At 52.3% G+C, this 13,807-nt stretch carries 12 protein-coding genes; 8 read left to right on the top strand and 4 right to left on the bottom strand.

Features of this window, described 5'->3' with window-relative positions; translation table 11 throughout:
- The first annotated feature begins 66 nt into the window (after positions 1-66).
- The 5 genes from PsAD5_RS26245 to PsAD5_RS26225 all read left to right on the top strand — a co-directional run bounded on the left by PsAD5_RS26245 (position 67) and on the right by PsAD5_RS26225 (position 5,014).
- A complete protein-coding gene (locus tag PsAD5_RS26245) occupies positions 67-627 on the top strand; it encodes a F0F1 ATP synthase subunit delta (protein ID WP_082830495.1) in 561 nt (186 codons plus the stop codon).
- Positions 627-2,156: a F0F1 ATP synthase subunit alpha gene (gene atpA / locus PsAD5_RS26240; protein WP_063294239.1), complete on the top strand. Its 1,530-nt coding sequence runs from the start codon at positions 627-629 to the stop codon at positions 2,154-2,156. The genes PsAD5_RS26245 and atpA overlap by 1 nt, the downstream gene beginning before the upstream one ends.
- A gap of 33 nt (positions 2,157-2,189) precedes the next feature.
- Positions 2,190-3,077 (top strand): F0F1 ATP synthase subunit gamma, encoded by an 888-nt coding sequence (locus PsAD5_RS26235; RefSeq protein WP_057462967.1) that lies wholly within the window; start codon positions 2,190-2,192, stop codon positions 3,075-3,077.
- A 25-nt stretch (positions 3,078-3,102) separates the two neighbouring features.
- Positions 3,103-4,527, top strand: a complete 1,425-nt coding sequence (atpD, locus tag PsAD5_RS26230) for a F0F1 ATP synthase subunit beta (protein ID WP_057462966.1) — start codon at positions 3,103-3,105, stop codon at positions 4,525-4,527.
- Positions 4,528-4,606: 79 nt separating this feature from the next.
- Positions 4,607-5,014, top strand: a complete 408-nt coding sequence (locus PsAD5_RS26225) for a F0F1 ATP synthase subunit epsilon (RefSeq protein WP_057462965.1) — start codon at positions 4,607-4,609, stop codon at positions 5,012-5,014.
- A gap of 133 nt (positions 5,015-5,147) precedes the next feature.
- Here the strand turns inward: PsAD5_RS26225 and PsAD5_RS26220 are convergent, their stop codons facing one another.
- From PsAD5_RS26220 to PsAD5_RS26205, 4 genes are all read right to left on the bottom strand, one after another.
- Positions 5,148-5,363, bottom strand: a complete 216-nt coding sequence (locus tag PsAD5_RS26220) for a hypothetical protein (RefSeq protein ID WP_057462964.1) — start codon at positions 5,361-5,363, stop codon at positions 5,148-5,150.
- A 382-nt stretch (positions 5,364-5,745) separates the two neighbouring features.
- Complete coding sequence (locus PsAD5_RS26215; protein ID WP_063294238.1) at positions 5,746-7,374, bottom strand: NTP transferase domain-containing protein; 1,629 nt, start codon at positions 7,372-7,374, stop codon at positions 5,746-5,748.
- 1 nt (position 7,375) lies between these two features.
- Entirely contained in the window at positions 7,376-8,434 is a 1,059-nt protein-coding gene (locus tag PsAD5_RS26210; protein WP_063294237.1) for an XdhC family protein, read from the bottom strand.
- 199 nt (positions 8,435-8,633) lie between these two features.
- The gene (locus PsAD5_RS26205) at positions 8,634-10,244 is read right to left on the bottom strand and encodes a phosphoenolpyruvate carboxykinase (RefSeq protein ID WP_063294236.1); all 1,611 of its coding nucleotides are present in this window, start codon (positions 10,242-10,244) and stop codon (positions 8,634-8,636) included.
- Positions 10,245-10,668: 424 nt separating this feature from the next.
- On the opposite strand from PsAD5_RS26205, the gene PsAD5_RS26200 reads away from it, so the two are divergent.
- The 3 genes from PsAD5_RS26200 to PsAD5_RS26190 all read left to right on the top strand — a co-directional run bounded on the left by PsAD5_RS26200 (position 10,669) and on the right by PsAD5_RS26190 (position 13,767).
- A complete protein-coding gene (locus PsAD5_RS26200; RefSeq protein WP_037036395.1) occupies positions 10,669-11,367 on the top strand; it encodes a response regulator transcription factor in 699 nt (232 codons plus the stop codon).
- Positions 11,368-11,446: 79 nt separating this feature from the next.
- The gene (locus PsAD5_RS26195) at positions 11,447-13,276 is read left to right on the top strand and encodes a sensor histidine kinase (protein WP_057462960.1); all 1,830 of its coding nucleotides are present in this window, start codon (positions 11,447-11,449) and stop codon (positions 13,274-13,276) included.
- Positions 13,273-13,767: an HPr kinase/phosphorylase gene (locus PsAD5_RS26190; RefSeq protein WP_057462959.1), complete on the top strand. Its 495-nt coding sequence runs from the start codon at positions 13,273-13,275 to the stop codon at positions 13,765-13,767. The genes PsAD5_RS26195 and PsAD5_RS26190 overlap by 4 nt, the downstream gene beginning before the upstream one ends.
- Positions 13,768-13,807 lie beyond the last annotated feature (40 nt).

Genomic DNA, 13,807 nt, shown 5'->3' with positions numbered 1-13,807 from the left:
TCAAGGATTTGGATTTCCGGCGAGCCAGCCGCCAGAATCTTGTATGCGCGGGAGAGCACGGATCCAGTGACTGACAACGTATCTCTCATTTCGGGCGTGGCCTTGCGTTATGCTTCTGCGCTGTTGGACCTTGCTGAGGAGCAGGGTGCGACGGCAGAGGTGGAGAAGGGTCTCGACCAGTTTGAGGCACTCTTGAACGAGAGTGCTGATCTTGATCGTCTTATCAAGAGCCCCGTTTTTAGTGCAGACGCTCAATTAAAGGCGATCTCTGCTATTTTGGAAAAGGCCGGAATTTCCGGCCTGACCGCAAATTTTGTGAAGTTGGTTGCCCAAAACAGGCGCCTCTTTGCCGTTCCAGGCATGATTCAGGGTTTCCGTGAGCAGCTTGCTGCAAAGCGTGGAGAAGTTACTGCTCTAGTAACCTCTGCAACGGAATTAAACGCTGAGCATGTCGCAGCTCTTAAAGAAGCACTCAACGCTTCTACGGGCAAGAATGTGAAGATTGTAGTGAAGGTGGACTCATCCATTCTTGGTGGTCTGATCGTGAAGATCGGCAGCCGGATGATTGATACGTCACTGCGAACCAAGCTCAACTCTCTTAAGTTCGCGATGAAAGAGGTCGGTTGATGGATATTCGGGCTGCGGAAATTTCCGCTATCCTCAAGGACCAGATCAAGAACTTCGGCCAAGAAGCTGAAGTGACTGAAGTTGGTCAAGTACTTTCCGTAGGCGACGGCATTGCCCGCGTTTACGGCCTGGACAACGTCCAGGCGGGTGAAATGGTTGAATTCCCAGGTGGTATCCGGGGAATGGCATTGAACCTTGAAACTGACAATGTCGGTGTTGTTATCTTCGGTAGCGACCGTGACATTAAAGAAGGCGACACGGTAAAACGTACCGGCGCTATTGTGGAAGTTCCAGTAGGTAAGGGTCTGTTGGGTCGCGTTGTCGATCCACTCGGTAACCCAATCGACGGCAAAGGTCCGATCGAATCTACTGAACGTCGTCGCGTTGACGTGAAGGCACCAGGCATTCTGCCTCGTAAGTCCGTTCACGAGCCAATGTCTACAGGTCTTAAAGCGATTGATGCTTTGATTCCAATCGGACGTGGTCAGCGCGAATTGGTGATTGGTGACCGTCAGACCGGTAAAACCGCTATCATCCTCGACACCTTCCTCAACCAGAAGCCTTTGCACGCATCTGACGACGAACACGAAAAGCTGTACTGCATCTATGTTGCGGTTGGCCAGAAGCGTTCAACTGTTGCTCAGTTCGTGAAAGCTCTGGAAGACGCTGGTGCTCTGGAATACTCCATCGTTGTTGCTGCAACAGCGTCTGATCCTGCTCCATTGCAGTATCTGGCACCGTTCGCAGGCACCACAATGGGTGAGTACTTCCGCGACAACTCCATGCACGCTGTGATCGGTTATGATGACCTTTCCAAGCAGGCTGTTGCGTATCGCCAGATGTCCCTGTTGCTCCGTCGTCCACCAGGACGTGAAGCGTACCCAGGTGACGTGTTCTACCTGCACTCCCGTCTGCTCGAGCGTTCTGCGAAGCTGAACGAAGACCACGGCCTCGGTTCTCTGACCGCGCTGCCAGTGATCGAAACTCAGGGTGGTGACGTTTCTGCGTTTATTCCGACCAACGTGATTTCCATCACCGACGGTCAGATCTTCCTTGAAACCGATCTGTTCTTCCAGGGCATTCGTCCAGCGGTTAACGTTGGTCTGTCAGTTTCTCGTGTGGGCTCTTCCGCTCAGATTAAAGCGATGAAGCAGGTTGCTGGCCCGGTTAAGGGTGAGCTGGCTCAGTACCGTGAAATGGCTGCGTTCGCGCAGTTTGGTTCTGATCTGGATGCAACCACTCAGAAGCTTCTGAACCGTGGTGCACGCCTGACCGAATTGCTGAAACAGCCGCAGTTCTCTCCGCTTAAAACGGAAGAACAGGTTGCAGTGATCTTCGCTGGTGTGAACGGCTACCTGGACGATCGTCCGGTTGGCGAGGTTCGCGACTTTGAAGCTGGCCTGCTGCGCTTCCTGCGTGCAGAACATGCAGACCTTCTCTCCGCTATCTGGGAGAAGAAGGCACTCGACGCCGATTTGACAGACAAGCTGAAAGCTGCAGTGGAAGCTTACGTCAAGACCCTCGGTTAATTCGAAGCAACGGGATAAGGAACGAGAGCGCCCATGGCGAGCCTCAAGGACCTAAAAAACCGCATCGCTTCGGTCAAAGCGACGCAGAAAATCACCAAGGCCATGAAAATGGTGGCCGCGGCGAAACTGCGTCGTGCCCAGGATGCTGCAGAAGCAGGTCGTCCCTATGCTGAACGCATGGGGACAGTACTTGGCAATCTTGCAGCTGGGTTCGAAGGTCGGGATGATGCGCCGAAGCTGATGACGGGTACAGGACGGGATCAGACACATCTGCTCCTCGTCTGCACAGCAGAGCGTGGCCTCTGTGGTGGTTTCAACTCGTCGATAGCACGTCTGGCACGTGAGCACGCAGACAAACTTCTTTCCGAAGGTAAGACGGTCAAGATCGTCACCGTTGGTAAGAAGGGGCATGACGCCCTGAAGCGTGGCTACGGTCAGTACATTGTAGAGAATATCGAACTACGCGGCCTGAAATCTGTTGAATTCAGCGACACAAAGCACATCGGCGATCTCGTCATGGAAATGTTCCAGGATGAGAAATACGATGTTTGCACACTGTTTTACGCGCAGTTCCAATCGGTAATCAGTCAGGTTCCGACCGCCAAGCAGCTCATCCCAGCTCAGTTTGAAGCGAAAGATGAAGCTCAGGACGGTTCCTCTGAGGACGCGCTTTATGAATACGAACCAGGTGAACAGGAGATCCTTGAGACTCTTCTGCCACGTAACGTCGCTATTCAGATTTACAGCGCAATCCTTGAAAACGGTGCCTCCGAGCAGGGCGCGCGCATGGCCGCTATGGACAGTGCAACGCGTAATGCCGGCGAGATGATCGACAAACTGACAACGACGTACAACCGTCAGCGTCAGGCACAGATCACGACGGAACTGATTGAAATTATTGCGGGCGCGGAAGCGCTCTGACCGAGTTGAGACGAGGATTTAAGTGATGGCTGACACGAAAGTCGGACAGATCACGCAGGTAATCGGCGCTGTTGTCGACGTTCACTTTCCAGGTGAACTCCCTGCAATTCTGAACGCTCTGGAAACTGACAACGGCGGTAACCGTCTGGTTCTCGAAGTTGCTCAGCATCTGGGCGAAAATACAGTACGTACAATCTGCATGGACGCGTCCGAAGGTCTCGTTCGTGGTCAGGAAGTACGCGACACTGGCGAACCTATCGCAGTTCCTGTTGGTGACGGCACTCTGGGCCGCATCATGAACGTGATTGGTGAGCCTGTTGATGAAGCTGGTCCAATTGAACATGATGCCAAACGCGGTATCCACCAGGAAGCTCCGGCATTTGTAGAACAGTCTACAGAAGCTGAGATCCTTCCAACCGGCATTAAGGTTGTTGACCTTATCGCTCCTTACGCAAAGGGTGGTAAGATCGGCCTGTTCGGTGGTGCGGGCGTTGGTAAAACCGTTCTCATCATGGAATTGATCAACAACGTTGCTAAAGCACACGGCGGTTACTCCGTATTCGCTGGTGTTGGTGAGCGTACTCGTGAAGGTAACGACCTTTACTGGGAAATGATCGAATCCGGCGTGAACAAGGAAAAAGGCGGCGAAGGTTCTAAAGCTGCTCTTGTTTACGGTCAGATGAACGAACCTCCAGGAGCACGTGCACGTGTTGCTCTGACAGGTCTGACCATCGCGGAAGACTTCCGTGATAAAGGCCAGGACGTTCTGTTCTTCGTGGACAACATCTTCCGCTTTACGCAGGCTGGTGCTGAAGTGTCCGCACTTCTCGGCCGTATTCCTTCTGCTGTGGGCTACCAGCCTACACTTGCTACCGATATGGGCGGCATGCAGGAGCGTATTACGACCACATCTAAAGGTTCTATCACTTCCGTACAGGCCGTTTACGTTCCTGCGGATGACTTGACTGACCCTGCACCTGCTTCCACATTTGCTCACTTGGACGCGACTACGGTTCTTAACCGTGCGATCGCTGAAAAAGGCATCTATCCTGCAGTGGATCCACTGGATTCCTCCTCTCGTATGCTTGACCCGCGCATCATCGGTGACGAGCACTACGAAGTTGCGACCCAGGTCCAGGAAACACTTCAGCGCTACAAAGCACTTCAGGACATCATCGCCATCCTTGGCATGGATGAACTTTCTGAAGAAGATAAGCTGGTTGTTGCTCGCGCACGTAAGATCGAGCGCTTCATGTCCCAGCCGTTCTTTGTTGCTGAGGTCTTCACTGGTTCCCCAGGTAAGCTGGTTGCGCTCGAAGACACCATCAAAGGCTTTAAAGGCCTTGTTGCTGGTGAATACGACCACCTGCCAGAAGCTGCATTCTACATGGTTGGCTCTATGGAAGAGGCAATCGAGAAAGCGGCTAAGCTGGCTGAGGACGCTGCTTAATCTCGGTTCTTTTGAACCGGTGACTTCTTTGGGTGACGCTTTTGGCGTCACTCTTAGAAACGGATAGAGGATGAGCTAAATGGCTGAAGCATTTCAGTTTGAGCTGGTTTCACCAGAGCGCCTTCTGCTCTCGGCAAAGGTTACTGATGTAATCGTGCCAGGCACTGAAGGTGAATTTGGTGTTGGCGCTGGTCACTCGCCGTTCTTGTCAACCATGCGTCCGGGTGTTGTTAAAGCGCTCAGCGAAGATGGTTCCAAGCACGAATACTTCGTGCGGGGTGGTTTTGCTGACGTTTCCGCGTCTGGCATGACTGTTCTGGCGGAACAGGCGATCCCGATGGCCGATCTTGATGCAGGTTACATCGCACAGCAGATTCAAGATGCGAGTGAAGATGTAGCTGATGCTAAGGACGAAGATGCACGTCAGGCTGCACGGCTGGTACTTTCCCAGCTGCAAGAGCTGCAGGCAGCTATCAAAGCTTCCTGATTGCACTTCGATGCCAAGAAAAACAAAAGCCTCGGCAGTGCCGAGGCTTTTTTGTATCTGCCTATGCAGAAAGCAGGCTCTTTAAACCGTTAGCGGGAGAAAAGAGCGCAGGATGAACGAGCAGCCCAGTCGATTAGGCTGCAAGTCTCTTTTTATTTGCTGCTGCGTTTGCAGCGCGCATTTCCTCAGCACGCGCTTTGCGCTGCTCAGGTGTCTCGTAAACAATCGTGCGATGGTGGTCGCAATAAGAGCCATTTTCAGCGCGGTTCTTGCAAGGGAATGTATAGCTCCCGCTGTCACCTTCAGTCCACTTACACTGGCCCGCCTTAGGCATAACTGGTGCTTTCATTTACCTACCCTTGTTCTTTGGAGCCAGTCGATCAACACTTGCATGCACGCGGGAGGAGCGTGAATACCATGCTCGCCGTTGGATCGTTGGAACCATTTTTGATTATGGGATCACCGGAATTTTCTTTTGCTACATTAAAAGCAAACAAATTTACCGGACGGGAAAAAGATTATCTCTCCCCTTTCCAAAATGCCAGATATTTTTAGCTGTGTAAAAATGCTTACACAAGAAAATCTGGATAAAATATTTTTCTGATTTTCAATTGTGCAAGTAAAACAAATAGATAACAGAGTGGATGTGTATGCACCAATATTAACCACCACGTGAATTCTGCTGAATTGTTGTGGTTACTGCACCAAATTGATTCATCAATTGTGGCGAATTATGGTTTTTCAGAGTGCCTTCCCAGCACACCACCGGCATTGTGAAGTGCTTCGGGATCATCCAAATCACGTCGCGCCGCTTCTCCAAGCTCCACGGTGTAAACTACCGAAGGATTCTGCTGAATGATTGGTTTGCCGCCAATATCACCTCGCAGACTAAGGAGATCATCAAAAAACGCACGATCCCAAAGCACTGGATTGCCTCGTTTGCCATGCGTTGTAGAGACGCCGATCAGCTGATCCTGCATGGAATCGTGATTCTTTAAAAGCTTGTTGATGTCATCCGTGGATACGAAAGGCATGTCACCGAGCAGAATGAGAGCAGCCTGTGATTGCTCGTTGACGCTCTCGATTCCTTTTTTGACGGAGGATGAAATGCCTTCATCGTACTCAGCATTATGTCTGAACCGGATCGGCAACCCGGAAAGCGCCTCTTCCACCTTAGAGGCCATCGCGCCTGTGACGACAATGAGCTCATTCAACTCACTCGCAAGCGCATGCTCGGCAACGAGGCGGACGACAGGCTTCCCATCAATAAGCGCCAGCAGTTTGTTGTGGTCCCCCATGCGAGAGGAGTTACCTGCCGCAAGTAGAATGCCGCTGCAGGTGGCTTTGTCAGCCTCCTCAGAGAGAGGATGGTCTCGGGGTTGAGGACGACTATGGATTTCTTTCAAAAGCCCGCCAACCCCCATCGACATGATGTCTCTGCTGGTAACGCGGATATTGGCCAGCAAGCGCTGCAGGATCCAATCAAACCCGTTCTCTTGCGGACTACGCGCACATCCTGGCGCACCAATAACTGGGATGCCATTCAGCTCCCCAAGTACGAGCAGGTTGCCCGGATCAACCGGCATCCCAAAATGGATGAGCTCCCCACCAGCTGCTTGGAGGGCAGCAGGAATAACATCCCCTTGATCCACCACGGCTGAAGCACCAAACACAACAATCAGATCAGCATCCTGCACTTGCTCTGTGCCAAGCGCATTCGTGAGAGCCTCTTCTTCGTGGGGCACGCGCACATCCGCAGCAATCGTACTTGCTGCAATGTCCAACCGCTCCTGCAAAACACGAAGGCTCTTCGCAATAACTGTCTCTTTCAGATGCGGAAGCGTCGTGGAAATGACCGCAACCGATTTCGGCGCATAAGCAGCCACAGAGATAGCCTCGGAAATCTTGTTCGCAGCGCTCTGCGCCAGCTTCTGATCAACAGCCAACGGAATAATCTTCGCAGTCGCAAGCATGCGCCCTTCGCGAACTTCTGTGAACGGAGGCAAGCAGGCAAACGTGATGGCCGGATCAATCAGATTAGCTTCTGTCACTTTCTCAGCATCTACCTGCAAAATCCCGCTTTGCGAGGCATAAAGGTTGGACCGTCCTGTAAAGGGGGTAGAAGCAGAAACAGCTGTGCCGCAAGCACGGTTGGCCAACAAAGCAGCAGCGTCATCTTCGTGCAAATCAGTTGCCTCAACTTGCGCAACAATAACCTCCGCAAACCCTGCTGCAATCAACTGGTTCACATCCGCATTACTGAGCTGATGTCCTTTGGAGAGGGAGAGGCCATTATGTTTGATGGAGTGGGCAAGGTAACATCCTGCACTCTCTGCGGCTGATCTGCTTCCAAATTTCACGTCAGCCCGCCTTCTTCTGGTTTGCCTTGGTCCCACGCAAGGTCACAATGATCTCTGCGAGCACGGCCACCGCAATCTCGGCTGGGTTAGCAGCGCCAATATCAAGACCGATTGGCGCTTTGATACGGGCAAGGTCCTCTTCGCTCATGCCAGCCGCGAGAAAGCGCTCACAGCGCTTTGCATGTGTCTTGCGGCTTCCTAACGCGCCGACATAAAAGCAGCCCGCTTTCAGCGCTTCCATCAGCGGCACATCATCAATTTTCGGGTCGTGGGTCACCGCAGCAACGGCGGTGAAAGGATCAAGCTTCAACTGCGCCATCACATCTTGCGGCCATTCAGCCAGCAACGGCACCTCGGGGAAGCGCTCTTCAGAGGCAAACGCAGTGCGTGGATCGACTATCGTAATGTCAAACCCTGCCGTTTGTGCAATTGGAACCAGCGCCTGTGTAATGTGAACAGCGCCCACCACCACAATCCGCGTGGCCGGAACCTGCATACTCAGGAAGTACTCTTCGCCGTCTTGCGCCTGTACTCGCCCAGATTTGCCACTGCGAACACCGTTTTCAAAAGCAGCGGCAATGGCACCATCCTCTGCATCATCTCCATAAAGCATCACAGAGGACAGACCGGTTGCCAGATTAGTGAGCAGCGCTGCAGGTTGGCGTGCAGCTCTGGAAGTGTTCAGCAAGCGAACATGTCCGTGATCCGCCTCTGATGTCAGAGGCTCCAGATAAACGCCAATCTTGCCACCACAGGAAAGGCCAACGCGCCACGCAGTTTCATCAGCGACACCAAACTCAATCTTTCGCGCTTTGCCATCTTCCAGCACATCCATGGCCTCAGCAACCACAGCGCCTTCCACACAGCCGCCGGACACTGATCCCTCGAACTCTCCACTCTCATCAATAATGAGATGGCTACCAACAGGGCGCGGCGCTGAACCCCACGTCTCAATCACCGTCGCCAGCACCAGTCTGCGCCCTTCTGATTGCCAGCGCTCAGCAACACCAAGGACGTCGAGGTTTTTGGAAAGCTCTTGAGGCAAAGTGGAAACAGACATGACAGGCTCGCAAATAAACAGGGTCCCTAAGCGTCCTCCTATGCGAAAAACCTGAGAGATCTCGCGTAGGACGATGCCCTAATAGAATGAGGAGCCTAGCCTGCTTGTTCAAGGGGATGCAACAACAGAACAGTGTTCAGTAAAACAAAAAAGCGCCGGGGCTTTCGCTCCAGCGCTCTCTTCGGGGGACTGATGATTACTATTCAGCAGCAATTTTGGTGATCGGGCCTGCATGAAGGACCAGATCATCAACGTGATCCTGGAAGATTTGGAAGTTTGCAGCGAACATGTCGACAAGCTTGCTCGCCTGCACGTCATACTCAGCCGGATTGCTCCAGGTGCTCCGTGGATCAAGGATACTGGTATCAACACCTGGCACCGCAACAGGAACCATAAAGCCGAAGTTCTCATCCTTGCGGAATTCAGCGGTGTTCAAAGAACCGTCCAATGCAGCACGAAGCAGGGCACGGGTTTCTTTGATTGGCATACGGTGACCAACACCATACGCACCACCGGTCCAACCGGTATTCACCAGCCAGCAATCCACGCTGTGCTCACGGATCAGATCTTTCAGCAACGCACCATATTCTGATGGATGACGCGGCATGAACGGTGCACCAAAGCAGGTGGAGAATGTCGCCTGCGGTTCAGTGACCCCACGCTCTGTGCCAGCAACTTTCGCGGTATAACCGGAAAGGAAGTGGTACATCGCCTGAGCATCACTGAGCTTTGCGATTGGAGGCAAAACACCAAACGCATCAGCCGTCAGCATGATGATGTTCTTAGGGTTTGGCGCGCGGCCACTTTCACTTGCATTCGGAATGAAGTGAATAGGGTAGGAGCAGCGCGTGTTTTCCGTTTTGGAACCATCGTCAAAGTCTGGAACACGAGCCTCATCCAGCACAACATTCTCAAGAATGGTGCCGAAGCGCTGCGTGGTCGCAAAAATCTCTGGCTCGGCTTCTGCAGAAAGGCGAATGGTTTTTGCGTAGCAGCCACCTTCAAAGTTGAAGATGCCTTCTGGCCCCCAACCGTGCTCATCGTCACCGATCAGCGTACGGGCTGGATCAGCGGAAAGCGTGGTCTTGCCGGTGCCGGACAGGCCGAAGAAAACAGCAGCATCGTCGTTATCGCCAACATTCGCGGAGCAATGCATTGGCATCACACCGTCTTCTGGCAACATGTAGTTCAACATGGAGAAGACAGACTTCTTCATTTCACCGGCGTAGGCAGTACCGGCGATCAGAACGATCTTGTTGGTCAGATCACAAGCAATAACCGTCTCGCTCCGGCAACCATGACGCTCTGGGTCAGCCTTGAAGCTTGGCAGATCGATGATGGTCATCTCTGATTCAAAGCTTTTCAGCTCTTCGCGGGACGGGCGAAGCAGCATGTTGCGAATAAAGTGGTTATGCCATGCCAGCTCGTTATAAACGCGAACGTTCAGCTGATGCGCAGGGTCAGCGCCTCCATAAAGGTCCTGCACATACAGGTCCATGCCTTCAGCGTGGGCCAGCATGTCTTGCAAAAGAACATTGAAGTTCTCCGGGCTCATCGCGCCACTGTTGTCCCACCAGATCGTATCTTCGGTCTTGGTATCACGAACAACAAACTTGTCTTTTGGAGAGCGTCCTGTGTGAGCACCTGTTTCGGCACAAAGAGCACCGCCAGCGGCGATCTGTGCTTCACCGTTCCTGATAGCATGCTCATAAAGTTCAGCTTCGGTCAGGTTCCAGTACACACTGTTGAGGCCCTTCAGTCCGAAGGTGTCACACCCAAACGCGGAATTCCGTAGTCCGAACTCGTTCATGTTCAGTAGTCCTTAATCGGCTCACTATTTAGCTTGCGTCATTCAATGGCACTGTGCCAGTGAATTTAGCGATAACGCCCCTTGGATGGGGCAGTCATGCTTACAAAAGCAAGACCAGAAATCCTGCGTTTTTCTATTAAACCGATTGAAATACGACCTTTTGCTGGCATAGATTTATTTTGCTTATAAAAATAAACTCTACACAAACTTGGTTTTCACTTTTAAGCGTTTAACGATACACTTCATGAAGAACACGTGGCACTTGGCAGGCGAAACCTTGTCAAAAGTAGCGCTAAATAAGGAATTTTTCCGAGTATCTTGCTAAAACAGGGTTTTGCCTTATTTCGAGGTTAGGGATCGCGCAAGTTAATCTCAAATCCCAACTAAGTAGCGAAACGTGCAAGAGAGGAATAAGGTCTCTGATATGCCAACGATTGCTCTGGTCGATGACGACCGTAACATTTTGACATCCGTCTCAATAGCTTTGGAGGCCGAAGGATATCGGGTCCAGACCTATACAGACGGAACAGTCGCACTGGAAGGGCTCCAGGCCGACCCGCCGGATCTTGCCATCTTTGATATCAAGATGCCGCGTATGGATGGAATGGAACTTCTGCGCCGTTTTCGCCAGATGTCCGACTTGCCTGTGATCTTCCTTACGTCCAAAGACGATGAGATTGATGAGTTGTTTGGCCTCAAAATGGGCGCTGACGACTTTATCCGCAAGCCATTCTCCCAACGTCTGTTGGTTGAGCGTGTGAAGGCCGTTCTGCGCCGTGCTGCACCACGAGATGCTGCAAGTGCTGCGACTGAGACCTCCAAACTGCTGGAACGTGGCAACCTTGTCATGGACAAAGAGCGTCATACCTGCACATGGCTTGCAAAGCCGGTCACTCTGACAGTGACAGAATTTCTAATTCTCTTTGCTCTCGCTCAGCGTCCGGGCGTTGTGAAAAGCCGTAATGCGCTCATGGATGCTGCCTACGATGATCAGGTCTATGTTGACGATCGCACCATCGATAGCCATATCAAGCGCCTTCGCAAGAAGTTCAAAGTGGTTGATGATGACTTTGATATGATCGAAACACTCTACGGTGTAGGTTATCGCTTCCGCGAGAACTAATCTGAAGCAGCCCATGTTGGGCTGTATGAAGGTTGGAAAAGCCTGAGAACACCCGTTCCTGAGAATTCGATAAGAGCGAATGTCGGAAAATAAAGAAGAACAAAAGCGGGAAGACATCGAAGCAGACGACGCTTCTGACACTCTTGACCCGCAACATACAGGTGCGTTCCGTTGGTTGGGGCGCAGGCAAGTGCGCCAACGCGTCTTTACGCGCTGGATTTCGCTCGCCGGTATCTATGCCTTTTCTTCTTTGACCCGCCGCATTCTGGTGCTCAACCTCGTCGGTCTTCTGGCGATGGTGATCTCCATTCTGTACTTGAACCAGTTTCAAGCCGGTCTGATCGATGCACGCGTTCAGTCCTTGCTGGTTCAGGGCGAGATCATTGCAGGCGCCATTGCGGCGTCCACCACGAGCGATGGCGATTCTCTTATGGTTGATCCGGAGATGCTGCTGCGGCTGGAAGCCGGAGAGTCAACCAGTGCTCGCTCAACGCTGGGAAGTCTGGACTTCCCAATCAATCCTGAGATTGTCGGGCCGATACTCCGGCGATTGATATCGCCCACCAAAACACGGGCCCGAATCTACGATCCAGAAGGTATGTTGATGCTGGATTCACGCCAGCTCCATGCCCAAAATCAAATTTTCCGCTTTGACCTGCCACCGCCGGACGAAAGCAAGGATCCCTTCTTCCAGAAAATGTGGGAGGAGCTGAAACTCTGGATCCGCCGTGGTGAGTACCCGCCATATAAAGAAGTCGGACGGACGGAAGGGCGCGAATACCCTGAGGTCGAGGCCGCTCTGGCTGGTTCCCCTGCATCCGTTGTACGTGTTGGCGCAAAAGGCGAAATGGTTGTCGCCGTTGCAGTGCCAATTCAACGTTTCCGAGGTGTTCTAGGTTCACTGCTCCTGTCGACACAGGGCGGAGACATTGATGATATCGTTGCCGCAGAGCGCAATGCGATCCTGAAGATCTTCCTCGTTGCTGCTGTTGTGGTGATGATCCTGTCTGTACTGCTAGCCGGCACCATCGCAGGGCCAGTTCGCCGCTTGTCTGAAGCGGCGCAAAAAGTGCAGTCTGCGATCAACACCCGGGAAGAAATCCCTGAGTTTGAAGATCGTTACGATGAGATTGGTCATCTGGCGCGTGCGCTGAGGAATATGACCAAGGCTCTGTATGGCCGTATGGATGCGATTGAGAGCTTCGCTGCAGATGTGGCGCATGAACTGAAAAACCCGCTGACATCCCTTCGAAGTGCCGTTGAAACACTGCCTTTGGCGAAGAACGAGCGATCACGCGAACGCCTGCTTGAAGTCATCCAGCATGATGTAAAACGTCTTGATCGTCTGATCACGGACATCTCTGAAGCATCGCGGATTGATGCGGAAATGTCTCGTGCAGAATCTCACGATGTTGATATGGCAACGCTGTTGCAGGCTGTCGTATCCATTGCCAATGAACGCGCTTGTGATGATATCGCCCATGTCGATTTGAAGTTTGAGCCATCCAAGACTGACAAGAATTTCCAGATGCACGGCAATGACCAGCGTCTCGGTCAGGTCATCAATAACCTGATCGACAATGCGCGCTCATTTGCACCAGAAGGAACTCCTGTTACAGTTACGGCCAAGCGCAAGAGCAACCAGATTATCATCTGGGTCGAAGATTCTGGTCCTGGTATCAAAGAAGAACTCCGCGAACGCGTCTTTGAGCGCTTCTATACGGATAGACCGGAATATGAGGGCTTCGGAAACAACTCCGGCTTGGGTCTCTCGATCTGCCGGCAGATTATCGAAGCACACCGGGGTGAAATCTCGGTCATGAACCGAACCTCTGAGGAAGAGGGGCAAGAGCCGAAAGTGCTTGGTGCCCGGTTCGTGATCAAACTGAGGGCCAAAACAACCTCATGACGACACTGGATCAGAAGCAAAGTGTACAGGCAGCAGAAGGTCAGGCGATACACGCGACCTGTCTGGTGGTTGGCACGAAAGGCATTCTGATCCGCGGTCCCTCTGGAACCGGCAAATCAGCGCTGGCGCTGGAATTGATACAGCGCGCGCATCTTAAAGGCAGTTTTGCAGCCCTCGTTGCTGATGATCGTGTCTACATTGCTGAGAAAAATAGTCGCTTAATAGGGTCTTGCCCAAATCCAATTAAGGGAAAGGCCGAGCTGCGAGGCTATGGCGTTGTCGATGTTCCTTACCTCGATACTGCAGTAATCCATATGGTTCTGGATCTGGAAGCCCGAGAGGAAATCGATAGATTGCCGGAGGAGCAGGCGCAGACCTGTGAACTTTGCTCAGTCAAATTAATTCGACAACAAGTACCTAAAGAAGATCATTTAGCCGCTCTTCGGCTCGCGAATGCACTTATTTTTACTAATCCAGTGCACAACTATTAGCCCTCTGTGTATGAGCATGCTGATTTTTCTTGCACTGCAG

The sequence above is a fragment of the Pseudovibrio sp. Ad5 genome (assembly GCF_001623095.1).
Lineage (GTDB): Bacteria > Pseudomonadota > Alphaproteobacteria > Rhizobiales > Stappiaceae > Pseudovibrio.
The sequence above is the reverse complement of the archived record's forward strand: the minus strand, read 5'-3'. Positions and strand labels throughout refer to the sequence as shown.